The sequence below is a fragment of the Dickeya aquatica genome (genome assembly GCF_900095885.1).
GTDB classification, from domain to species: Bacteria; Pseudomonadota; Gammaproteobacteria; order Enterobacterales; family Enterobacteriaceae; genus Dickeya; species Dickeya aquatica.
The window spans coordinates 3,725,437-3,749,519 of sequence record NZ_LT615367.1; the positions used below are offsets into that span (position 1 = coordinate 3,725,437).

Here is a 24,083-nt window from a genome sequence, read left to right on the forward strand (position 1 = left end):
GATCTTTACCCGCAATCCATTCTAACAACCTTTATGGTTCGATCGATAAAAACATTCAAATAAAGACCAAAAATAGAATAAAACTATCAATAACTGTTTATTGATCGGAAATAGCAACAATAAAAACACAAAACACACAACCCGGCTACACAATGCAATTAACACGCTAACAGTAACTTAATAAACAATAAGCCAGTGATATGAAAAAAGCAGGCCAAAAACCATGCCAGACCAGCAAGAATCACACCTTGTGCCAGGCGTGTGAGCACGCCAGGCACTGCTGAGCACGTAAAAATTCACCCCACGCAGGTTGACACTATTTTAACCATTGACTATTACTTAAACAGCACTATAAGCATGTTAACTTAGCAATACCCGGTTCAGTGTGGCACAAGCACGGTGTCATCCCGCTTATGAAATGAACCAGTCGCGGGTCGGTTTCTGTCCGGTTTGTATCGTTACGTCAAACCTTCGATGATGCCCAAAACAGATTGATATCTGCCACTGATAGGATATCCAAACCCGGCGAAGACCTGGGATCATTTCATTTTTCGGCAGGTGTACTTCAATACGAAGCAGGTAACGATAACGACAATGCGAATAAAGAAACTGCTGCGAATTAATTTGTTGCATTTAATCCTGTTCATGTCGCTTGCCAGTATGTTCACCACACTGCTGAATAGTTATCTCGCCATTTATCACGTTCAGAAAAAACTGCTTGTTGAGCAGGCTTTTAAAGTGAATGCCAGTTACTCTGCCAAGTTAGCCTCCACCGTCGATACTTTTTTTTCAGCCTCGGAAGAGCAACTGGCCTACAGCGCCAGATTGATTACCCGAAATATTCAGACGGGTAATGTCTTGCAATTGCAAACCGAGCTGCAACGCATCCATCAGCTCAGTCATCGTTTTAACTCGATGCTGGTGGTCACAGAAAATAGCCGGGTGATCGCCGCCTCTCCCCCGTCGCTCAATCTGGCGGGCGTGATACTCAACAGTCAGGAACAGCAGAAAACATTACAGTCAAAACGCTTTTTCATTAGCTCGCCGTTTGTTTCACCGCGCGGCAATTATATTATTTTTATTTCTTACCCGATTATTGATGAAAGCGGGAATTACCTTGGGTATATCGGCGGGTCGCTCTATCTGAATAATCGTCGCATACTCAATGAATTTATGAATACCCAATTTAGTAACGATAGCTTCAACACTTACGTTGTTGATAATAGCGGTACCATTATTTATCACCACGATACGGCGAAGATTGGCACGCGACTGTCGCTGTCACGCCTGATGGATAGACAGAGCACACCGCCCAAAGGCGATTTTATGATGCCGGATGAGCAAGGCATTCCCTCACCGGCAACCTATATACGCACACAAAAAGCAGACTGGATTATTATCACCCAACAGTCGTTCCACTCAATGGAAGAAGCGCTCAATAACGTGATGTTCAGTGTATTGCGTCAGGGAACGCCGCTTGGGCTTATCACGCTGCTGGCGCTGACGATTCTGGCGTTTTACATCGCCAGACCGCTGCGCCAGTTGGCCAAATCTGCCAGCACCATGGAACAACCGGGGGTGATCAGCAAGATCAAAGCCGTCAACGCCTGGTATCTGGAAATTGAGCAGTTAAAACGGGTGCTGCTGATGGGCACCGTACTGCTGCATAAACGCATCGGCAGGTTAAGTTCCGAAGCGCATACCGACCCGCTTTCCGGCATGCTGAACCGTAGGGGAATGCAGGAAAGCCTTGAGGAGATCCGCAATGAATACAAAAAGATCTCAGTGATCGCGATTGATATCGATCATTTTAAATCGGTAAACGACTCGTTCGGCCACGACATGGGTGATGAGGTGATCCGCAAGCTCAGTCAGCAAATACGCAAAAACTTCCGCAAGACCGATCTGGTATGTCGCATCGGCGGAGAAGAGTTTGTTATCCTGCTGCCAGGAGCCGACATTCATATCACCAGCGTGATTGCCGAGCGCTTGCGTAATACGGTTGCCAGCACCACCTACCTGCCCGATGCCCCGCTACGCCAGATAACCATTTCGCTTGGCGTGACCACCTTCAACCCGCAAAAATCATCACTGGATGCCGCGCTGAAAATCGCGGATAACGCGTTGTATAAAGCCAAAAATACAGGGCGAAACCGGGTGGTGGTGGATTACCTCTCGGATGACATCTCGCTTATCCAGCATTGATGGCCCGCCGCTTATTATTCCCTTTTATTCGCCCTGTAACGTCACCACCAGCGAGCGGCTGCCGCCGTGGTTGCGGTGTTCACACAGGTAAATGCCCTGCCAGGTGCCAACATGCAACCGGCCGTTGCGCACCGGCAGCGTCAGGCTGCTGCCAAGCAGGCTGCTTTTCAGGTGCGCGGGCATATCATCACTGCCTTCATCGGTGTGGCGATAATAAGGCTCGTCTTCCGCCACCAGCTGGTTAAAGAAGTTCTCGAAATCCTGGCGCACCGTGGGGTCGGCATTTTCATTGACCGTCAACGACGCCGACGTGTGGCAGATAAACACATGCAGCAGCCCGACTTTCACATTACGTAAATCTGTCACCGGCTCCAGCACGTCATCGGTTATCAAATGAAAACCACGGGCGCGGGGTTTAAGCCGAATATCGTATTGTTTCCACATTTCACGTCTCCTGCGGTGGTGAGTGATTGGCATAAAAAAGCGCGGCTCGCCGCGCTTAACAAACCTCATCTTGCTGGCGGGACTAACCCCGATCCAGAATCGGTTTCAGGAACCGGGCAGTGTGGGATTGTTCGCACTGCGCCACCGTTTCCGGCGTGCCGGACACCAGAATCTCGCCGCCGCCGCTGCCCCCTTCCGGCCCCAGATCGACAATCCAGTCAGCGGTTTTGATCACATCCAGATTGTGCTCAATCACCACAATGGTGTTGCCCTGGTCACGCAACTGATGCAATACCTCGAGCAGTTGCTGGATGTCGGCAAAGTGCAGCCCGGTGGTCGGCTCGTCCAGAATATACAGCGTCTGGCCGGTGCCGCGTTTTGACAGCTCACGCGCCAGTTTCACGCGCTGTGCTTCGCCGCCGGACAAGGTGGTGGCCGACTGCCCCAGCCGGATGTAAGACAAACCGACGTCGATTAGCGTTTGCAGCTTACGCGCCAGCGCCGGAATGGCATCAAAGAACTCGCGGGCATCTTCGATGGTCATCTCCAGCACTTCATGGATGCTCTTGCCCTTGTATTTGATCTCCAGCGTTTCGCGGTTATAGCGTTTGCCTTTGCACTGGTCACAGGGCACGTAAATATCTGGCAGAAAATGCATTTCCACCTTGATCACCCCATCGCCCTGGCAGGCTTCACAGCGACCGCCGCGCACGTTAAAACTGAAACGGCCGGGGTTATAGCCACGGCTGCGCGCTTCCGGCACACCGGCGAACAATTCGCGGATCGGCGTGAACACACCGGTGTAGGTGGCCGGGTTGGAGCGCGGCGTGCGGCCAATTGGGCTTTGATCGATGTCAATCACCTTGTCGAAATGCTCCAGCCCCTGGATCTCGCGGTACGGTGCCGGTTCGTTCAGCTCGCCGCCGTTAAGCTGGCGCTGGGCAATCGGGAACAGTGTATCGTTAATCAGCGTCGATTTCCCCGAGCCGGACACCCCGGTAATACAGGTGAACAGCCCGACCGGCAGCGTCAGGGTCACGTCTTTGAGGTTGTTGCCGCGCGCGCCAATCAGTTTTAACACCTTCGAGGGATCGCCCTGTACGCGCTGCGCCGGGATCTCGATTTTACGTGCGCCACTCAGGAACTGGCCGGTCAGCGATTCCGGCGTCGCCATGATCTGCGCTGCCGTACCTTCGGCGATCACCTGCCCGCCGTGCACGCCTGCGCCGGGGCCAATATCGATAATGTGGTCAGCGGCGCGAATCGCATCTTCATCGTGCTCCACCACGATAACCGTATTGCCGAGATTACGCAGGTGGATCAAGGTTTCCAGCAGGCGTTCGTTGTCGCGCTGGTGCAAACCGATAGACGGCTCATCGAGCACGTACATCACGCCCACCAGCCCGGCACCAATCTGGCTGGCCAGACGAATACGCTGCGCCTCACCGCCGGACAAGGTTTCCGCCGAGCGCGACAGCGACAGGTAATTCAGCCCCACGTTAACCAGAAAACGCAGCCTGTCGCCGATTTCTTTCAGCACTTTTTCGGCGATTTTCGCCCGCTGGCCGCTCAGTTTGATGTTTTCGAAAAAGGTCAGCGCATGGCCGATGCTCATGTCGGCAATCTGCGGCAGCGTGGTCTGCTCCACATAGACGTGGCGCGCCTCTTCACGCAGACGCGTACCGTGACAGCTGGCGCAGGGCCGGTTGCTGATGAACTTTGCCAGTTCCTCGCGCACCGCGGTCGATTCGGTTTCCTTGTAGCGGCGCTCCATATTATTGAGCACCCCTTCGAACGGATGACGGCGCACCGAGGTATCACCGCGATCGTTGATGTACTTAAATTCGATATTTTCTTTGCCGGAACCGTACAGAATCACTTTCTGAATCGATGCGCCAAGGCTGTCGAACGGCGCTTCAACGTCAAACTCATAGTGCTCTGCCAGCGAACGCAGCATCTGAAAATAGTAGAAATTGCGGCGATCCCAGCCGCGAATCGCGCCACCGGCCAGTGACAGCTCGCCGTTTTGCACCACGCGCGCCGGGTCAAAAAACTGCTGCACGCCCAGCCCGTCACAGCTCGGGCAGGCTCCCGCCGGGTTGTTAAAGGAAAACAGCCGCGGCTCCAGCTCATGCATGCTATAGCCGCACACCGGGCAGGCAAAATTGGCGGAGAACAGCAGTTCCGGCGCATGAGGGTCATCCATGTCCGCCACCACGACGGAGCCCCCGGAAAGCTCCAGTGCGGTTTCAAATGACTCAGCGAGGCGCTGTGCCAGATCCTCACGCACCTTGAAACGATCGACCACCACGTCGATGGTGTGTTTTTTCTGCAATTCCAGTTTCGGCGGATCGGAGAGATCGCACACTTCACCGTCGATGCGGGCACGGATATAGCCCTGCGTCGCCAGGTTTTCCAGTGTCTTGGTGTGTTCACCTTTGCGATCTTTCACGATAGGTGCCAACAGCATCAGCCGCTTGCCTTCCGGCTGGGCCAGCACGTTATCCACCATCTGGCTGACGGTCTGGGCATCCAGCGGAATATCGTGCTGCGGGCAACGCGGCTCGCCGACGCGGGCAAACAGCAAACGCAGGTAATCATGAATTTCAGTAATGGTGCCCACGGTAGACCGCGGGTTATGCGATGTGGATTTCTGCTCGATGGAAATGGCGGGCGACAGCCCTTCGATGTGGTCTACATCCGGTTTTTCCATCAGCGACAGGAACTGACGCGCATAAGCTGACAGCGACTCGACATAACGGCGCTGCCCTTCGGCATACAGCGTGTCAAACGCCAGCGAGGATTTGCCGGAACCCGATAACCCGGTCACGACAATCAGTTTATCGCGCGGAATCACCAGGTTAATGTTCTTCAGGTTATGGGTTCGGGCACCACGAATTTCTATCTTATCCATGCACACTTTTCCCGCAAAAGACACAGTGTTGGCCCCGGCACAGCGGCTGTATGCCAAAGAAAGCCAGTAGAAACGATCGATTATGGCACAAACAAAACTGAATGGATATCCAGTATCTGACGGCAATTTTCATCACCGGGGAAAAAAGAATGCGGCACGGCTCGCGGGTATTATCTGTCACGGTGGCGTGATAGAATTGCTCGCTTAAACTTTAAAAAAGTGATTTTTCAGGAGACACCAACATGGCCAGCAGAGGCGTTAACAAAGTGATTCTTATCGGCAATCTGGGTCAAGACCCGGAAGTTCGCTACATGCCGAACGGCGGCGCAGTCGCCAACCTGACTCTGGCCACGTCGGACAGCTGGCGCGATAAGCAAACCGGCGAGCAGAAAGAGCGCACCGAGTGGCACCGCGTAGCCCTTTACGGCAAGCTGGCAGAAATCGCCGGTGAATATCTGCGTAAAGGCTCTCAGGTGTATATCGAAGGCCAGTTGCGCACCCGCAAATGGCAGGATCAAAGTGGGCAAGACCGTTACACCACCGAAGTGGTGGTCGATGTTTCCGGCAGCATGCAGATGCTGGGTGGCCGCAGCGGCGGCGGGGCACCTGCGGGTGGCAACATGGGCGGCGGCAATATGGGTAACGCGATGGGCGGTAACGCGCCACAAGGTGGTTGGGGTCAACCGCAACAGCCGCAGCAAGCCAACCAGTTCAGCGGTGGTGCTCAGTCCCGGCCGCAGCAAAGCGCGCCGATGCCGGGCAACGAACCGCCAATGGATTTTGACGACGACATTCCGTTCTGAGTGCGCCGTTTTGCTTTGTAAATCAAGTGGTTAATTCGATTTATTGAATTAATCATAGGCTGTTGGAGTGCCTATTGCAAGCCTGACTTATCCTTACCCAGTAATGGGTTTGAACCTCGAAAGAGGGAGGGGAGTGTAGCATGTCAGGAAAAGGCTGGTTGCGGGGAAATAACCTACTTTGCGCCAGCCATTGCAAATCCCATATGGTTAAGCCTGATTGGTTGAATCATAGTTCATAGTGGGTTTCGGGATATCGATGGCTCACGGTTATTTAGGAGTCATACCAATATTTATAGTAATTATTTTTAGAAGGTTACTATATCCAACAATATTGGCACCTGCTCGGTGAGAGTGGTAATTGAACGTAAGTGAAACCTAAGTGGGATGCACCTTGACTACAAAGAAATACGGGATTACCTAAGTTGGTTAAGTAATTAACCAATATGGTAACGGAGACTCCGTAGTACCCAATGTAGCTCTGTAATGGAGTCGCAATTTGCTAACCAATCTGAAAAATATATATAAACTGATAAGCAATTATCAATGAAATTATATTCGTAAGGGGGAAGGGAGTCAGTTGGATCTATACTAATAGAAGCGAGGTTCGATAGTCAGTGCTATCACAGAGAACACTCAATGCTCTAAGTGGTATAAACAAAGCCAGTATACAAGGTTATAAGATCAAGAAGCTGCATAAAATCATGTGCAGTAATAAAGATCTTTGGGCACAAGCTTATGCTAATATTTATTCCAATTCGGGAGCCATGACGAGAGGAATAAATAATAATACGATGGATGGAATGAGTGTGGACAGGATTATCAGTCTTATTCATCTCATAGACTCAGGTTCGTACATACCCAAACCTTGTAGGCGCACGCACATACCTAAAGATGCCCGAAAACCGAATGGAAAGAAACGTCCATTAGGTATTCCAACTGGAGACGATAAATTAATACAGGAAGTAATGAGAATGTTATTGGAAGAGATCTATGAACCGGTTTTTAGCGACTGGAGCTATGGATTCAGGCCTGAGCGTTCCTGTCATTCTGCATTAAAAGAAATCAGAAACGGTTGGAAAGGAACAAAATGGGTATGTGATGTTGATATCAAAGGTTACTTCGACAACATTGACCACGATCTGCTGCTGAAATTCCTGAGCAAGCGGATCGCTGATAACAAATTTCTGGTGCTTCTCAAGAAGTTCCTGAAAGCTGGCTATCTGGACAACTGGCGTTACTTTGGCACTCATAGCGGAACACCACAAGGTGGAATTATCTCCCCTATTCTTGCCAACGTATTTCTCCACGAGCTTGATGAATTTATGAAAAATAGAATCACCGAGTTCGGCAAAGGAGGACGGAGGAAACCCAATCCCATATACAGAAGAGCACTACAAAACCGGGCAAATCGTATTAAATGGATCAGGCAAGGTTTCGGCGCTTCAGGAATGCCTGCTGATGAGCAGAAAATCCAAAAATGGAAACATGAAGCGGATGAACTGGAGAAACAATTGCGTACACTATCCAGTGTTATTATGGATGATACTGAATTCAAAAGAATGCGCTATGTTCGATATGCTGATGATTTTCTGATTGGTGTGATAGGAAGTAAAGGCGAGGCAAAAAAGATAATGGAAGAGGTTGTCGATTTTGTTGAATCCGAACTTCATCTGGAAATATCAAAGGAAAAATCCGGCATTGTTGACCCGAAGAAAGGATTCACTTTTCTCGGTTACGAAATAAAAACACGCCGTGAAAGAAAACAGGTCAAATGTGTTGTAGGGCTTAATACAGATGGAAGTAAAACTCATGCGGTAAAACGTACGATAACGGAACACGTCCATCTGGGTGTACCGAGGGAAAGAATCCTTAAATTCTGCTCTCTACGTGGCTATGGGAATTACGATGGCGGATATGGTAATAGTGCGGCTCGGCCAGCAATGATGCATATGTCTGACTATGAAATCATTGGTCAGTACAACGCCGAAATGCGCGGCTATGCGAATTACTACAATCTTGCCCCCGTTCTCTATCTCAATAAGTTGCATTGGATATGGGAAAACAGTCTTTATAAGACGCTGGCAGGTAAACATCGGATATCTCGCACCAAAATCGCGCGGCGGTTAAGGCAAGCGGATGGCAGGTATGTTTATCGGGAAAATCGTAATGGAAAGGTATATGAGTTGGAGGTATTTAGACTCAAAAACAGGAGTGCGCCCAAACACAGCTCACCGGATATATTGCCGAATACGCATAAATATTCTGGTAGAACTGAATTGCTGGACAGAATGGCTGCATGCCAATGTGAATATTGCGGTACCAGAACCGGCCCTTTTGAAGTCCACCATGTGAGGAAACTTAAGGATATCAAGTCGGGTACAGATAACTGGAAGAAGCGGATGATTGCCCGTAACAGGAAAACATTAGTGATCTGCCGAAGCTGTCACGTCAACCTTCACAGAGGAACACTGCCAGACCGAAGAAACTTTGTTTGATCCAATGGAGAGCCGGATGCATAGAAATATGCAAGTCCGGTTCGGTGGGGGGTAACGGCTAATCCGTCAGGACGCACGTACCCTACCCAACTAACCCGCCTGACTTGCCTCTCAACGCCCTGTTCTCACAGGGCGTTGTTTTATCATCACTTTTCTTTCATATCCAGCGCATCGCCGATGGCATAATAATGCCCACCGGCCACATGGTGCAGGCTGCGTAACATAGGGTCAGCATCCTCAAAATGCCAGTGACCGTCACTAAAGACTCGTGAGTCAGCCCAGGCACCGATCACTTCGCCAATAAAGAGATCGTAAGTTTGCTGGTGGTGAGGTTCAGGGATCAGTTTGCACAACAGCCAGGCAGCGCAACCGCTAACCAGAGGAACATCCGACTCGCTGCGACGAAACAGGTCCACCTGGCAGCGGGCCAGTTTGTCCGGGTTATCGCGCAGGCTGATGCTGCCAACCTGATGGGTTAATTCCCGTTGTGCCACCGTCGGCACCTGAATTGCGAAATAACCGCTGTTTTCCAGCAACTCGCGGGTTTTGTTCGCCTTATCCAGCACCACTGTCAGTTTTGCCGGGGTGAAATCCAACCCGCAGCACCAGGCGGCCGCCATCACATCATCAATGCCTTCATGACTGGCAGACACCAGCACCGTCGGCCCGTGGTTAATCAACCGATACGCCTTGGCCAGCTCAACCGGTAACATCTCACACTTCATATCCACTCCTGCGTTATGCGCTTTTCCCTTCACTTGACACCTTACACCAGTTGCGCAGAGGGGATGACATGCACGCCAATGGCGGGCTTTAGCGCCGCGGCCAGCAAGGCATCCGCAATGCGATCAGCCGGATTAATACGCCAGCGTGGCGGCAGCAACGGATGTAGTGCGCGCAGTAACTGCTGCGCCACCCATTCACCGGGCCGACGCTCGTCACGCTCACCACCGATTAACCCTGGACGCACCAGCGTGAGTGAGGAGAATCCCACACCGGCCAGATCGCGCTCCAGTTCGCCTTTCACCCGGTTGTAGAAAAAACGCGAGGCGGCGTTAGCACCCGCCGCTGAATTCAACACATAGACCGGTGTGCCGTGCACTTGTGCCAGCCGCGCGACGGCCAATGGGTAGTCGTGATCGACCCGGTAAAACGCCGCCTGACTGCCTGCCGCCTTGATGGTGGAGCCGAGCGTGCAAATCACTGCATCCGCCTGCCACCACGCGGCGTCTTGCGGCAAATGTTCAAAATTCACCAACGGCGCGAGCAGCTTCTCATGGGGGCGTAATGCGCGCCGCACCGGCGTCACCACCTGCGTAATTCGTGAGTCAGCCAGCGCCTGTAATAACACCTGCTGCCCCACCAGCCCGGTTGCGCCGACCAGTAATAATCGCATGCTGATTTCTCTGTTTGAGGTTAGGGAGCGAAACGACATCGCCATAATGGCAAAATACGCTAACAGCGCGTGCTCTGAATTGTATAAATGCATCAGGCATCAGCCGCATGTCCTGACTTAGGTGAACGCACCACACAAGTTTTGCACAAACGCATTCACCTGTTGTATCCATTCAGCTCAAATCTTTGCTATGGGTTACAAACAATTTTTTTACCTTCAATTTTCGAGAATTTGAGTTTCTTGTCATCGACTATCCAGGCTTGCTTAACCTGTTTTGGCCACGGCGTCTCCTCTGACGGAATGAACGTAATTGCCGTGCTATAAGAATTCGTGTCGTCAACATCGCAAGAAACGATTTTCGATGCAGGATTTTCTTTTGGCAAAGGAGACATCAATACATCCTTAACGACGCTACGGCGTTCAAGCAGTAAATATTCTCGGCCGCATATTTGCCAGAAAGTCAATGTCCAGGGATCGCCCTCCTCTTCAATTCCAAATGCACCATGATTTTCCAGACCAATGTTTTTGTATCTACCTTCGATAGTGACAACCCGATCGTTTGGCGTATGACGCCCGATTAATGCTGAGGGAATATCAGTATTGCAGGTAACACCATCAAACCATTTTTCAGCACCCGTTGCGTATGATGAAACGAGAGCAAGGCTTAAGAGAAAAAACAGAGAGCGACCAAGTGTCATGTAAACAGCCTCCAGACAGATAAAAGAAAAATAAATGATACCAACCCGAAATGAAAGAAAGGCAAAAGCATGCACTTTAGACTCTATTCAAACAACGGGGTTAGGCAGAAAATCACCTAAGAATATCATAGAGATTCGTTGTCAAAAAGATTTCTGAGGTATTTTTTAAAACAAAAATTCTTACACCATCATCAATTGGATTTAATTATTATTTACCCCGCCAAATATCCGATCACTCTTCCCCTCATTTTATTCATCAGCAATACTGGTTTTCATTCATCATATCGCCGCGCTGACAATGTAGCAAAGCGGGTAATAAAGGACACTATATGATTTCCGCCTCTCTTGATTATCTGGCGAAACAGTTAAATCAATATTTAAAGAATATGCTGAAGTTGCATGATGAGCTGGTCGTCATCGCCAACCCGGCTGATGACGATGGCAAAATGTTTCCGCTCACCAAAAATAAACTCGTGATATTTTTAGCCGGTATCGAAAAGGAGACGCTGCCGCACCGCAATCAGGCCATGATGTCAAACAACCGTTATACGCTGGCCACCCAGCCATTGTATGTACGGGTGAATATTATGGTGGCGGCAAATTTCACCGGCACACAATATCCTCAAGGATTAACGATGCTGGCTCACGCTATGGCGTTCCTGCATAAAAACCCCCAATTTAATCGTTATAACGCCCCAGATATGGATGGCGCTATTGAGCAAATATTAGTGGAGATGGAAAACCTGCCGCGTCAAGACGTTGCTTTACTGTGGCAAATGCTGGGTAGCCGTTATTTACCGTCAACAGTGTATCGCCTGCGGGTGATGATAGCGGGCAGCCACAGTATTCAGTCGCAAGCAGAAAGCGTCGGTCAGGTTGACGTTTCAGTCAGCAAGAGTTAGCACACATGAGCCATTACGCCACGCTGTTTGAATTGCACATTGAGCATGGTTTTTTCCCCGCCGGTGAGCGGGTGCCGTTTTACAGCAAGCTGGCACACGCCAGTCAGGCCATTGCTGCACAGTACGGGCTGCTGATAAAACCCCAGCCTTATGGCGTCAGCATACTGGCGGATACACATGGCGTGGCGTTACCGCAGGCGGACGACATCCGGCTGCAACTGCTGTTTTTCATGCCGGATGGGCGGTTTTGCTGCTACACCGCCCATGAACCTGTCAGCGGTCGCGGGTACGACTATTTTGTCTGTCAGCGAGCTGCGCCGTTATCGCAGGCCAGCAGGCTGAGCGCCCATGATGGTGTGGCTCCCCCGGTTGCTCATCAGGTACGCCGCCCAGACTGGGTGGTGGAGGTACAACTGGATAAACCGTTAATCGCCGCGTTGATTGCCCATTACGCGGCAGCAGACACCGCGCAGCAACCGAGCTGGCAGCAGGCTCGCGGTATTGTGCCCTTTCAGGCTCCGTGTCGGCGCTGGAAATATCTGTTTACGGCATCTTATGTCACCGCGCAATGCCATATTGGCGATGAAGATAGCCCCGATATTTTCGAGTATTGGGGTACAGAAACCGTATTAAACGGGCAATCAGCACAGGTGTTTATTTCACGACAACCGTTGTGGATACAAAAAATATCACCGTATCGTTTTCGACTGTATCAACAGGGGAAAATATTACGAAATACATTGCCGGTGGCTACGCCCTTTCATTCATGCCGCATGACAATCAATAACCAACAGGAAACGCTGGCAGAAATTATTGTAAATGACTAGCAAGAAATAAATACGCAATCACCGCAACCGGCACCGCCTTTATTCGGGCGAATAACCCGCATGGTGAAACTGTTTAACCAAAAGGAAATAGCTTATGGGCGTAATGAAAACCCCAGGCGTTTATATTGTCGAAAAAAATGCCTTTCCGAATTCAGTGGTGGAAGTGGCCACAGCGGTGCCTGCCTTTATCGGTTATACCGAAAAAGCTGAGAATGGCAGCGTCTCACTGCGTAATAAACCGTGGCGTATTACGTCGATGTCTGACTTTCGTCATTATTTCGGTGGTGCACCGCTGCATAAATTCGATATTGTCGAAAAAACCGAAACACAACCCGGCGATGCGGCATTTAATCAGGAAGGCAAAAGCTATACCCTTGCGCTGGCGAATACCCGTTATTTGCTCTATTACAGCATGCTGTTCTTTTTCCAGAATGGCGGTGGCCCGTGCTATATCGTGTCGGTGGGCAGTTATCAGGACGATATTGATGCCAGCGCGCTGAAAAAGGGTATTACGCCGTTACTCAAAGAGCCGGAACCCACCATGCTGCTGACCCCAGAAGCCGTCTGCCTGAAAGAGGATGACTGCATCAACGTGCAGCAGGCGGTGCTGGAGCACTGCGGCGGTAACATGAGAAACCGCATCGCCATTCTTGATATCTGGCAGGGCTATCAAGACCGGCAAGACCCGGCGGGGGATTGCATCAGCCAGTTTCGTGACAAGCTCGGCGTCAATTATCTCGATTACGCCAGCGCCTATTACCCGTGGTTAAACACCTCAATTGTGCAAGACAGCGATATCAGTTTTGCCAACATCAATAATCCCGACGAGCTCACCCGCGTGCTCACGGCAGAAATCACCAGCGCCTTTAAAGAACTGGAAGGGCTGAGTGAAGAGCAGTTAAGCAGCGGCGGCAATAAGCTGAAAGCGGCGAAAAAACAGCAAATGCTGGATGAAATCGCCAGGCTGTCGGCCAGCGAGGGGGAAACACAGCAGGCACTGCTGCACAAGACCTTGTTCTCCATCAGCCCGGTTTATAAAAGCCTGCTCGATAACCTCAAGCGCCAGCAGAACCTGCTGCCGCCCGCAGCGGCCATGGCCGGGATCTACACCATGGTGGATAACACCCGCGGCGTGTGGAAAGCCCCGGCGAACGTCAGCCTGAGTGCAGTGGTGTCACCGAGTGTCAACATCAGCGCCGATGAGCAGGAAGACCTGAACGTCACCACCCAGGGGAAATCGATTAATGCACTGCGCACCTTTATGGGCGAAGGCACGCTGGTGTGGGGCGCGCGCACGCTGGATGGCAACAGCCTTGACTGGCGCTATGTGAACGTGCGCCGCACCATGATCATGCTCGAAGAGTCCATCCGGCTGGCGGCCAAAGCCTATGTGTTTGAACCGAATACCGCCAATACCTGGGTGTCGATGGAGAGCATGATAGAAAACTTTCTGTTCGGCATCTGGAAACGCGGCGGGCTGGCCGGTTCTTCCCCGGAAGATGCCTACAGCGTCGATGTCGGGCTTGGCAAGACCATGACGCCGCAAGACATTCTCGAGGGCATCTTGCGCATCACGGTGCTGGTCGCCATCAGCCGTCCGGCGGAGTTCATCGAAATTACCTTCCAGCAGCAGATGCAGAAATCCTGAGTCTGTGTGGATGATTTTACGTTTTATTTCCCCCATCAAGGAGAACACTCATGGCAGATGACGGTTCAGCGCAGTCAGGCACCGTATGGCCGATGCCCAAATTTCACTTCGAAGTGAAATGGGATGGCGGCGCAGGCGCGGGCATGGTGGCGTCATTTCAGGAAATCACTGGTCTGGATATCGAGGCGCAGATTATCGAATACCGCGCCGGTAACAGCCCGGTTTTTTCCACCATCAAAATGCCGGGCATTATCAAATCGGGCAATGTCACGCTGAAAAAAGGCATCTTCGTCAAAGACAATCACTTCTATGACTGGTTTGCCAAAATCAAGATGAACACCATTGCCCGCACCGCCGTCACCATCAATTTACTCGACGAGAGCGGCAGCCCGGCGATGACCTGGAAGCTCAAGAACGCCTGGCCGACCAAAGTCAGCGGCACCGATTTGAAATCGGACGGCAACGAAGTGGCGATAGAAACCATCGAACTGGCGCACGAAGGGTTACAAGTCTCCGTGTAACCGTTGCGCCTGCCCTGTGGCTCTGAGCGGCAGGGCGGGCACCGGTATTGCAGTCTTGGCAAAAACAAGATGAACAGGCAGGTAGCGCCATGCAAAAAACCAGCACCCAAAACGAATGGCCGCTCCCGGCATTTTATTTCCGGGTCAGTATTGATAACGGCAGTGACGATCAAGCGTTTGAAGAGATAAGCGGCATTGAAACGCACCTTGAAACCCAGCCGTTTATCGAAGGCGGCGGCAACAGCGTCTATCACCTGCCGGTCGGCATTCGCCAGCAACCATTGCGCCTGCGCCGCGGGCTGACGGCGGCCAACTCGCTGCTGGTGCGCTGGTGCAAAAGCTGTCTGGAAGGGCAGCTTAATCAGGCGATTATCACTAAAGATCTCAGCATCAGCCTGCTCAATGAACAGGGCGACCCGCTGCGTACCTGGCTGTTTTACAACGCCTACCCGATTAGCTGGCAGGTGGGGCGTTTTCATGCCAGCCGCAACGAGGTGGCGGTTGAAGAGATTGTGCTGTGCTTTAGCCGCAGTAAGCGCAAGCAATAGCGGACTTGCGCCACCACACCATTTCTGTTTCTCACCCCTGACACATGGAGCGCGATATGACCATCGAAATACGGCAATTGACCATTTACGCCAACGTCACCCATTCAGGCAACGCACCTGAAAACGTGGCAGATGAAGCAGCGCCCCCCCTGCCTGCTGCCATTGGTCAGGATAACCAGCCTGTGCCGCTGGTAAACGATACGGCTCATCAAACGCAGGCACAGCCGCGCGAGCGCTAATCGCCGTGGGGCTATCCACACCGTATCACCTGTTAACAGAGGCTCGTCATGCAAAAACTGAATATCCGCACGCTGGATAAAAAACAGCAGTTTGACGTCATGCTGAACCCGGCGACGCTGCGCCATAGCCACGGCATTGACTACAGCAATCAGGCCCCCGGCAGCCGCCCGCCGGGCAGCCTCGCGCCACGTCTGGGCTTTGCCAGCTACCAGAGCGAAAGCCTCGGTTTTGACATTGTGATTGATGGCACCGGCGTGGTGGAGTCTGCGCCCAAAACCGATGTGGCAGGCCAGATCACCCGGCTAAAAGAGGTGGTCTATCGCTATGTCGGTGACAAACATGAACCAAGCGTGGTGGTGCTGAGCTGGGGCACGCTGTCCTTCAAAGGGCGACTGACCCGGCTGACCATTCACTACTCGCTGTTTGATGCCGCCGGTGCGCCGCTGCGCGCCACCGTCAGCCTGCGTTTTGACAGCTACCTCGACAGCCGCGAGCAGGCGCTACGGGCTAATCGCTCCTCGCCGGATCTCACCCACTGTGTGGTGGTGCAGCAAGGTGACACCCTGCCCCGGCTTTGTCAGCAGATTTATCAGGACATTGCCTACTGCCCGGCGGTGGCGCGTCATAACGATCTCAATACGCTGTGCCACCTTACTCCCGGCACCCGGCTCTACTTTCCGCCGCTGGCATAACCGGGCGGATATCACCATGACAAAAGGAAACGACTGTGGCTGACTCACCGGCAAAAAACAGCGATGGCGTGGTGACGTGCACGCTGCACAGCAATGGGCGCTCGCTCGGCAGCGACATCCCGATTATCACCCTCGAGGTGGAAAAACACGTCAACCGTATTGCACGCGCCCGCGTGGTGCTGGCCGATGGCGACATGCCGCAAAACCGCCTGCCGCTCAGTGATGACAGCCTGTTTTTACCCGGCAACGCCCTAAGCCTGTACGCCGGTTACGCCAGTCAGGAGCAGTGCATTTTCAGCGGCGTGATTGTGCGCCACGGTATTCGCATCGACGAGGGCAACCAGCCGCAACTGGTTATCGACTGCCGTGACAACGCCATCGGCATGACGCTGGCGCGGCGCAACGACAACTACCTGCAACAGAGCGACAGCGATATCTGGCAACAGCTCATCAGCCGCTGTGCCGGTGTCAGCGCCGCCATTGAGCACACCGCCGCGCAGCACAGTGAACTGGTGCAATTCTACTGTACCGACTGGGATTTTCTGCTCGCCCGCGCCGAGGCCAACGCAATGGTGGTATGCAACGACGACAACCAGATAACCATCGCACCGCCCTGTCTGAGCGGCTCGCCACAATTAACGCTCACCTACGGCGAGGATATTATCGCGCTGCATGCCGATATCGACGCCCGCTACCAGTTTCGCGCGGTCACCAGCGTCGGCTGGGATCCGGCCAGCCAGCAACCGCTCTCACAGCAGGCAGGCGCGCTATCCGTCAGCCAGCAGGGCAATCTCAGCGCGGATAAGCTCGCCGGAGCGCTTGGGCTGGAAGGCGTGCGCCTGCAAAGCGCCACACCGCTGAGCGCCAGCGCACTGCAACACTGGGCGCGCGGCCAGCAGGTGAAATCCGCGCTGTCGCGGCTGTGCGGCACGCTAACCTGCCAGGGCACGGCGCGGGCGCGCCTGAACACGCTGGTGGCGCTGAACGGGGTCGGTGCACGCTTTAACGGCAATCTGTATGTCAGCGGCATTCGCCACCAGATAACGCACGGCCAGTGGCTGACGCACCTCAGCTTCGGTATGCCCGCGCGGTGGTCGGCAGAACACCGCGACCTCGCGACACCGCCAGCCAGCGGCCTGCTACCGGCGGTAGAAGGCTTGCAGATAGGCATCGTCAAACAGCTTGACGGCGACCCGGCAAAACAGCACCGCATTCAGGTCAGCGTGCCGGTGATGCAGGCCGAGCATGATGGTATCTGGGCGCGCCTGGCCAGTTATTACGCCTCAAGCGGTATCGGCGCGCAGTTTGTGCCGGAAATCGGCGATGAAGTGGTGCTCGGTTATTTCAACAATAACCCGTCAGACCCGGTGGTGCTCGGCAGCCTCTATAGCAGTAAAAACCCGCCGCCGCTGGCGCTTGAGGGCGAAAACCGCCTGAAAACCCTGCTCACCCGCAGCCAGTTAAGCCTGCAATTTGATGACAAGGAGAAAAGCGTCACCCTGCTCACGCCCGGCGGCAATCAGTGGCGGCTCAGCGATAAGGACAAAACCGTCGCACTGCAAGACCAGCACGGCAACCGCATCACGCTCAATGGCAGCGGCATCACGCTGGAGAGCCCGAAAGACATCACGCTCAATGCCAAAGGGCAAATCACGCTCAATGCCGCGCGCACGGTGGATATCAGCGCCAAAGGCGACCTGAGCGCACAGGGCATGAATGTCAGCCTGTCGGCAAAAACCGCGTTCAGCGCCAAAGGGTCGGCCACCGCCGAACTGACCGCCTCCGGCCAGACGGTGGTCAAAGGCGGCATCGTGATGATCAACTGACGCCGCCGCGACGATACGCTTCACACCACACGAGAGACGACCATGCCGCCTGCTGCCCGACTGACTGATTTACACACCTGCCCGATGGTGACACCGGGGCTACCGCCCATTCCCCACGTTGGCGGCCCGGTGCTTGGCCCCGGCGTGCCCACGGTGCTGATAGGCCAGCTACCGGCCGCGGTGCTGGGCGACAACTGCCTGTGCGTCGGGCCGCCGGATGTGATAATCAAAGGCTCGGCCACGGTGCTGATTGGCGGCAAACCGGCGGCGCGCCTTGGCGATAACACCGCCCACGGCGGCAGCATCGCCCTTGGGCTGTTTACCGTGTTAATCGGAGGATAAATGACCAACGACAATGCTTTCCTCGGCACCGGCTGGGGGTTCCCGCCGCAGTTTGACCCGCACACGCTGCACATTGGCATGGTCAGTGGCGATGAGGATGTGCGCCAAAGCCTGTGCCTGCTGCTCGCCACCCGCCCCGGCGAGCGCCTTATCGCACCGGATTACGGCTGTGACCTTCGGGGCCGGGTATTTGACACCCTCAACCTCTCCACCCTGACCGAGATGAAAACCTGCATTGAGCAGGCGGTGTTATTTTTTGAGCCGCGCATCCGCCTTGAGTCAGTGACGCTGGATGACAGCCACGCCGCCGCAGGCACACTGCTTATCCACCTTGACTACACGCTGATTGCCACCAACACCCGCAGCAACATGGTGTACCCGTTCTACCTGCGCGAAGGCACGCTGGTTGGCACCTGAGCGCCATCCGGCGTCAGCATCGATCCCCCCGAATGCCAGCCAGGCTGGTTTAACCAAGAGACGTCAACCAAGGTACTGCCGATGACCGAGACTCACACGCCACCGCCGCCGCCAGCCACATCACAGCACCAGCGCCTGCCTGCCGCGCTCGCCGAAAGCCGCTTTCAGGTGGATGAACTGTCGTTTGAAACGCTGCTGGTGCTGGCGCGCGATATCGCCACCGGCATCACCTTTGATGACGGCAGCCCAACGCCCGCGGGCAACTGGCGGGCGCTGTTTGATAACAGTGATGTCACCGCAATGGCAGAGCTGTTGTCCTTTGACAGCCCGCGCGAGCAAAGCCGTTTTCGGCACGCCCGCTCGCGGGGGCTGTCGGCGCTGCTTGCCTATCTGCTGCCACTCTATCTGCGCATTGATAACAGCTACCGCACCCTGACGCCGGGTCACAGCCCCGGTGCTGACCATCTGAGCCTGATGATGCAAACGGTGATCGGTGCCACGCTCACCCGCCCGTTTCAGTTGCTGGTGATGCTGGCGCAGGCACTCTCGGCAAGCCAGCCGTCACTGCTGGCACAGCCTGCGCTGCATCAGCTCGACCCGCTGTGGGGCATTCGCTATCAGCCGCCGCACTTTCATGCCAGTGCCTACCCGGTGTTGAGCGCCGCACAGTTGCCCGCGTTGTCGATACTCGATGAACAACTACAGTGGTGCTTTTCCTGTGCGCTGAATGCCATCGTCCAGTGGCAGCGAGACTGTCGCCGCGCGCTCGATACCGCGCTCGCTCATGACGGCCACGCCCCGCAAATGGCGCTCTACCTCAGTTTCCTGCGCCAGCTGGGGCGCGCGCAGGCACGCCTCAACCGTTTTACCGAGCGTCATCTCGATTTTTACTACCGCGACGTGTTACAGCAACAGCCTGCGCCCGGCCCCGCCGATGCGGTATTTCTCAAACTGTCGCTGGATGCGCGTCAGAGCGAGCCGGTGTTGCTGCCATCAGGCTGTGCCTTTAGCGGCGGGCAGGATGCGCACCTGCGCGACATCCGTTATGACAGCGACCAGCTACTGTGGGTGAGCGATGTCACTGTCACCGAGGTCTACTCACTGCTGCTTAAACGCGACCCGCTGATGTCGCCTGAGCGGGAACTGGGGTTTGTCACCGCCATCCACAGTGACAGCCTGTGGCCGTGGCAGGCGGATAAACCGCGAACCCGCACACTGCTGGCACTATTTGGTGAAACACCGGGCCTGCACCGCCATCCTCAGGCGCGTGCACCGGGTATCGCCATTCTCGACCCGGTGCTTTATCTGCCGCAGGGGCGACGTCAGGTTAGCCTGACGCTAAATTTGCACGAGGCCGAGCGCCCGGCGCTGGCGCAGCAGGTCGCGCTGCTGCGCGACGCCCCGCCCTACCTGTTACCGCACCGCCTGAAAGCGGCGCTGACTCTCCTGGCACAGGCCATGCCAGCGTTGTTGCCCGCAACCGACGCCCCGGCAGCCATTAAACAACTGGTGGACGCGCTGACGCCGGGACAACGACACGCGCTGCGAAAGGGTAGTGAACCAGACGTCATCACCCTGCTGTATAAATATTTTCTGCTCGGCCTGCTGCCTCAGGCCCGCGATACCGCCCACTGCTGTCGGCTCCTCGGGCAACTCTTTAGCCGCCAGCTATTAAGCGCAACGCCGTTTCTGGATGACGATGACCGGGCACGTATCCTGTCACAAACCCGGCAACACCTGCCGGCCAGCAGCCAGGCTGTATTGGCCGAATGGCTCACCTACCGCGCCGATACCGGGTTTTACCGGCTGTGTGACGGCCTGTTTCGCGTGCGCCTGAGTAGCGAAACCGGCTGGCAGACGGTGGACAGTTACCGCCTGCACCCGCTGTCTGCCGACGATGACGGCCCCTACGGCCTGCGCCTTAGCTTTACGCTCTCGCCGGGGTTTGCCGCCATCATCCCCTGTGAACCGTCGCTGCATGGCGACATCTGGCCTGCCGGTTGTGCTGCGATACGGCTGGAGATGCAGCCGGATACGCCTTTTTTCCCCTACTCGCTGTTGCATGACTGGGTGCTGGGCAGCGTGGTTATCGACACGCAGGTAGAGGGCGTCACCACGATGGAGGTGTACAACCCTGACGGCCAGGCCGATGCCAGCAAGACCTTCTACCCGTTCGGGGCACAGCCTGCCTGCCACTCGGCGCTGACCATCGCCAGCTACGAGCTGGCGCAAAAACCGCTACAGGAGGTGACGCTGACTATCGACTGGGCGAATCTGCCGGGCGACAACGACGGTTTTTCCCGCCACTATCAACGCTATCCCGGTGACTACCGCAATCAGGCTTTTCGTGCACAACTCGCGGTGCTGCGCGACGGCGAGTGGAAAAACGTGGGTCAGCGTATGCCGCTGTTTGGCTGCGATGCAACAAGCCAGCGACTGCTGACGGGCGTACAGATTCACGCCGACGTCCAGCATGATTTCCAGCCGGTGCGCCCACAGGCCAGCGGTGACGATTTTCAGCACGACCCGACCCGACGTAACGGCCTGCTGCGCCTGACGCTCTGCGAGCCGGAACAGGCTTTCGGCCACCGCCGCTATAGCACGCTTATCAGCGAAACCCTGATGCACAACAGCCCATCACGAGGGTGGCTGAGACGCCGCCTGCCGTTGCCTGCGCCCAATCCGCCCTATACACCCGCCATTCAGCGCCTGACGCTCGGCTATCGTGCCCGCTCGCGGCTGCAACCGGGCCTTGCCATGCCAGCGCGCACGCCAGATAGCCACATTGTGCACCTGCACCCGTTTGGCTATGAATATCGCGCCCCTGAGAATGAGTCCCTTCACCCGCGCCACCCTGTCACCGGGTATGACTGCACACTCTTTCCCCGCTATGACCATGACGGCAATCTGTTTATCGGCCTGCAGGGGGGTGCGCCCGGCGGTATGCTCAACCTGTTTTTTCAACTCGACGACCGGGCGGCGTGCGATCGCGTCGGCCCGGCAGCGGTGTTTCACTGGCACTATCTGGTCGATAACCGCTGGCAGGCGCTGTCTGCTGCACAGGTTATCGCCGATACCACCGAAGGGTTTACCGTATCCGGCATCATCACGCTGGATGTGCCCGCTGACATCAACACCAGCCACACCCTGATGCCTGATGGCCGCTACTGGCTGCGGGTCAGCACCGATGATGACATCGGCCAGTACGCCAACTGCCTGCATGTCACGCCCCATGTGGTACGCGTCACCCGGCAGTGGCCCACGCCAGAGGATGCGCCCGACACCGCCGACGGCAACACAACAGCAGGGGCGGCGCACCGTGATGACACGCAGACGCGGGCAGGAGACACCCTCATCTGGCGGGCAATATCGCCCCCGGCCGGGCTGGGGCCGATCGTACAACTGTTACCGCGCCACCCGGCACGCCCACGCGAATCAACCGCCGGGTTTCGGGCACGCGTCAGCGAGCAGTTGCGCCACAAAGGGCGGGCGCTGACCGGGTGGGATTATGAACGACTGGTACTGCAACACTTTCCCGATATCGAACAGGTGCGCTGCTTTGCCCACACCCGCTTTGGTGTGCCGGGCCACCATCCCGGGCAGGTACTGCTGTTGGTCTACCCGCACCATCATGCCTGCCAGCACCAGCCCTGCCAGCCGCTGCCGGTCAGCGCCGCCCGGCTGGCGCAAATTCAGCGCCATTTACAGGCACTGGCTCCCCCGCGGGCCGTCATTGATGTGCGCGCCCCGCACTACGAAAAAGTGCAGATACGCTGCACGGTGACGTTTGAACCGGGCCAGCACACCGGGCTGGCGCTGCGCCGCCTGAATCAGGATATCAACACCTATCTGTGCCCGTGGCGCGAGGAGAGCGTCAACCGGGGCTTTGGCCACACCGTGGCGCTGCGCCAGATTGAAGCGTTTATCGCGCACCGTGAGTATGTGCGGTTTGTCACCGGTTTTTCGCTGTTCACCCTAAGTTGCCAGCCCAACACTGACGACACGCCACCGTACTGGCAGTTGTTTGACAGCGCCAGCATGCCAGATGAGCGACAAATCGGTGATCCCGCCGTAAACAGCACGCTTTCGACGGGGCTAACGCCACGCTATCGCTGGAATATTATCTTGCCGGCAGAACAGCACGACCTGCGAGTCAGCACCGACCTGACATCGCATCCTGCGCGCCAAACCGGCATTGGCGACCTGACGCTGGGTGAAAGCTTTATCACCGTCGGGTAGCCCGTTTACCGTGGCGGCAACGGCCCCCTCTCCGGTGCCGCCACGGTTACCTGTCACCGGGATAACCAGACTGATATCACCAGCACGGGAGAGCGCCTCTGTGGCCAAACGAAACCGCAGCACCTTGAAGAATTATTTCCGCCAAGGGGCGATGCCATCCGCCGAACATTTTGCCGACCTGATTGACTCGTCGCTCAACAAGATAGAAGAAGGGTTTGATAAAACACCGGAGCAGGGGCTGAAAGTCTCCACGCTGGATGCCCACGCCCGGCTGATGACGTTTTATCGCGACAACGACCCTGGCCGCGAGCTGTGGTCGCTGGCGTTGCAACCCGACACACACCATCTCTCATGGCAGCGCCACAGCGACAACGGGCGTGGCCAATACGGCAGCACGGCCCAACTGACCTTCACACCCGAGGGTTACACCGGCATTAATACCGCCACACCGCAGCATACGCTCGACGTCCACGGGGTGATTGCCGCCGAAGGACGCTGTGGCACCCAGTGGGCCGAGCGCCTGCCCGCCGATGGCCAGTGGCACGACCTGACCCCGCCGCTGGAGGGCTGCCAGGCCTTTGAGGTGGTGGCCGGTGTCGGCATCCGCCATTCCGGGCGCTATGCGCTGATGCATGCCATTGCGCTGAACACCTGCGCGCCGGATGGATTTTGGTTCAACCTGTTCGGCCATAAAAATCGCATTCGCCCCCGGCACGCCTACTACCATTCGCGCGCCGACAAACTGGCGCTGCGCTGGCTGCGCGAGAGTTCACCGTCTGATCGCCACAGCACCATTCGCCCCTACCGGCTGCAAATTCGCACCCAAACCGGCTATGGCGAAGGCATTGTGGTGCGCTGCCACCTGACGCGGTTGTGGCACGACGCTTATATGCAAGGCAGCCTGCCGCCGGTCAGCGAGGTGTAAC

Annotated in this window: 20 protein-coding genes; 15 read left to right on the forward strand and 5 right to left on the reverse strand. The window is 55.3% G+C overall.

Annotated elements, in window-relative coordinates; genetic code table 11:
* Positions 1-594 precede the first annotated feature (594 nt).
* A complete protein-coding gene (locus tag DAQ1742_RS16945; protein WP_035344073.1) occupies positions 595-2,205 on the forward strand; it encodes a sensor domain-containing diguanylate cyclase in 1,611 nt (536 codons plus the stop codon).
* Positions 2,206-2,229: 24 nt separating this feature from the next.
* On the opposite strand, the gene DAQ1742_RS16950 is transcribed toward DAQ1742_RS16945, so the two are convergent.
* Together DAQ1742_RS16950 and uvrA are read right to left on the reverse strand one after the other, a co-directional pair.
* A complete protein-coding gene (locus tag DAQ1742_RS16950; RefSeq protein ID WP_035344075.1) occupies positions 2,230-2,649 on the reverse strand; it encodes a secondary thiamine-phosphate synthase enzyme YjbQ in 420 nt (139 codons plus the stop codon).
* A gap of 82 nt (positions 2,650-2,731) precedes the next feature.
* Positions 2,732-5,563, reverse strand: coding sequence for an excinuclease ABC subunit UvrA (uvrA, locus tag DAQ1742_RS16955; RefSeq protein ID WP_035344077.1), 2,832 nt, complete (start codon positions 5,561-5,563; stop codon positions 2,732-2,734).
* A gap of 242 nt (positions 5,564-5,805) precedes the next feature.
* Here uvrA and DAQ1742_RS16960 point away from each other — a divergent pair, with 242 nt between their 5' ends.
* Together DAQ1742_RS16960 and DAQ1742_RS16965 are read left to right on the forward strand one after the other, a co-directional pair.
* Positions 5,806-6,366 (forward strand): single-stranded DNA-binding protein, encoded by a 561-nt coding sequence (locus DAQ1742_RS16960; RefSeq protein WP_035344079.1) that lies wholly within the window; start codon positions 5,806-5,808, stop codon positions 6,364-6,366.
* A gap of 614 nt (positions 6,367-6,980) precedes the next feature.
* Complete coding sequence (locus DAQ1742_RS16965; RefSeq protein ID WP_035344081.1) at positions 6,981-8,861, forward strand: reverse transcriptase domain-containing protein; 1,881 nt, start codon at positions 6,981-6,983, stop codon at positions 8,859-8,861.
* A gap of 146 nt (positions 8,862-9,007) precedes the next feature.
* Here DAQ1742_RS16965 and DAQ1742_RS16970 read toward each other — a convergent pair whose 3' ends face one another.
* The 3 genes from DAQ1742_RS16970 to DAQ1742_RS16980 all read right to left on the reverse strand — a co-directional run bounded on the left by DAQ1742_RS16970 (position 9,008) and on the right by DAQ1742_RS16980 (position 10,955).
* The gene (locus DAQ1742_RS16970; protein WP_035344083.1) at positions 9,008-9,586 is read right to left on the reverse strand and encodes a flavin reductase family protein; all 579 of its coding nucleotides are present in this window, start codon (positions 9,584-9,586) and stop codon (positions 9,008-9,010) included.
* Between the two features lie 41 nt (positions 9,587-9,627).
* Entirely contained in the window at positions 9,628-10,257 is a 630-nt protein-coding gene (locus DAQ1742_RS16975; RefSeq protein ID WP_035346316.1) for a Rossmann-fold NAD(P)-binding domain-containing protein, read from the reverse strand.
* Between the two features lie 188 nt (positions 10,258-10,445).
* Entirely contained in the window at positions 10,446-10,955 is a 510-nt protein-coding gene (locus tag DAQ1742_RS16980; RefSeq protein ID WP_035344085.1) for a hypothetical protein, read from the reverse strand.
* Positions 10,956-11,284: 329 nt separating this feature from the next.
* On the opposite strand from DAQ1742_RS16980, the gene DAQ1742_RS16985 reads away from it, so the two are divergent.
* The 12 genes from DAQ1742_RS16985 to DAQ1742_RS17040 all read left to right on the forward strand — a co-directional run bounded on the left by DAQ1742_RS16985 (position 11,285) and on the right by DAQ1742_RS17040 (position 24,082).
* Positions 11,285-11,857, forward strand: a complete 573-nt coding sequence (locus DAQ1742_RS16985; RefSeq protein WP_035344087.1) for a DUF4255 domain-containing protein — start codon at positions 11,285-11,287, stop codon at positions 11,855-11,857.
* Positions 11,858-11,862: 5 nt separating this feature from the next.
* Positions 11,863-12,684 carry a hypothetical protein gene (locus DAQ1742_RS16990; RefSeq protein ID WP_035344089.1) on the forward strand — a complete coding sequence of 274 codons (822 nt, stop codon included), beginning with the start codon at positions 11,863-11,865 and terminating at the stop codon, positions 12,682-12,684.
* Between the two features lie 94 nt (positions 12,685-12,778).
* The gene (locus DAQ1742_RS16995; protein ID WP_035344091.1) at positions 12,779-14,332 is read left to right on the forward strand and encodes a phage tail sheath family protein; all 1,554 of its coding nucleotides are present in this window, start codon (positions 12,779-12,781) and stop codon (positions 14,330-14,332) included.
* Positions 14,333-14,382: 50 nt separating this feature from the next.
* A complete protein-coding gene (locus DAQ1742_RS17000; RefSeq protein ID WP_035344093.1) occupies positions 14,383-14,853 on the forward strand; it encodes a phage tail protein in 471 nt (156 codons plus the stop codon).
* An 89-nt stretch (positions 14,854-14,942) separates the two neighbouring features.
* Positions 14,943-15,401 (forward strand): phage tail protein, encoded by a 459-nt coding sequence (locus DAQ1742_RS17005; protein ID WP_035344095.1) that lies wholly within the window; start codon positions 14,943-14,945, stop codon positions 15,399-15,401.
* A gap of 56 nt (positions 15,402-15,457) precedes the next feature.
* Positions 15,458-15,640, forward strand: a complete 183-nt coding sequence (locus tag DAQ1742_RS17010) for a hypothetical protein (protein WP_035344097.1) — start codon at positions 15,458-15,460, stop codon at positions 15,638-15,640.
* A 48-nt stretch (positions 15,641-15,688) separates the two neighbouring features.
* Positions 15,689-16,333: a CIS tube protein gene (locus tag DAQ1742_RS17015; protein ID WP_035344099.1), complete on the forward strand. Its 645-nt coding sequence runs from the start codon at positions 15,689-15,691 to the stop codon at positions 16,331-16,333.
* A 35-nt stretch (positions 16,334-16,368) separates the two neighbouring features.
* Positions 16,369-18,159 carry a type VI secretion system tip protein VgrG gene (gene vgrG / locus DAQ1742_RS17020; RefSeq protein WP_035344101.1) on the forward strand — a complete coding sequence of 597 codons (1,791 nt, stop codon included), beginning with the start codon at positions 16,369-16,371 and terminating at the stop codon, positions 18,157-18,159.
* 42 nt (positions 18,160-18,201) lie between these two features.
* Positions 18,202-18,501: a PAAR domain-containing protein gene (locus DAQ1742_RS17025; RefSeq protein WP_035344103.1), complete on the forward strand. Its 300-nt coding sequence runs from the start codon at positions 18,202-18,204 to the stop codon at positions 18,499-18,501.
* Positions 18,502-18,918: a GPW/gp25 family protein gene (locus DAQ1742_RS17030; RefSeq protein ID WP_035344105.1), complete on the forward strand. Its 417-nt coding sequence runs from the start codon at positions 18,502-18,504 to the stop codon at positions 18,916-18,918.
* Positions 18,919-18,999: 81 nt separating this feature from the next.
* A complete protein-coding gene (locus DAQ1742_RS17035) occupies positions 19,000-23,157 on the forward strand; it encodes a baseplate J/gp47 family protein (RefSeq protein ID WP_035344107.1) in 4,158 nt (1,385 codons plus the stop codon).
* Between the two features lie 100 nt (positions 23,158-23,257).
* Positions 23,258-24,082, forward strand: coding sequence for a hypothetical protein (locus DAQ1742_RS17040; RefSeq protein WP_035344108.1), 825 nt, complete (start codon positions 23,258-23,260; stop codon positions 24,080-24,082).
* Position 24,083: the final 1 nt, after the last annotated feature.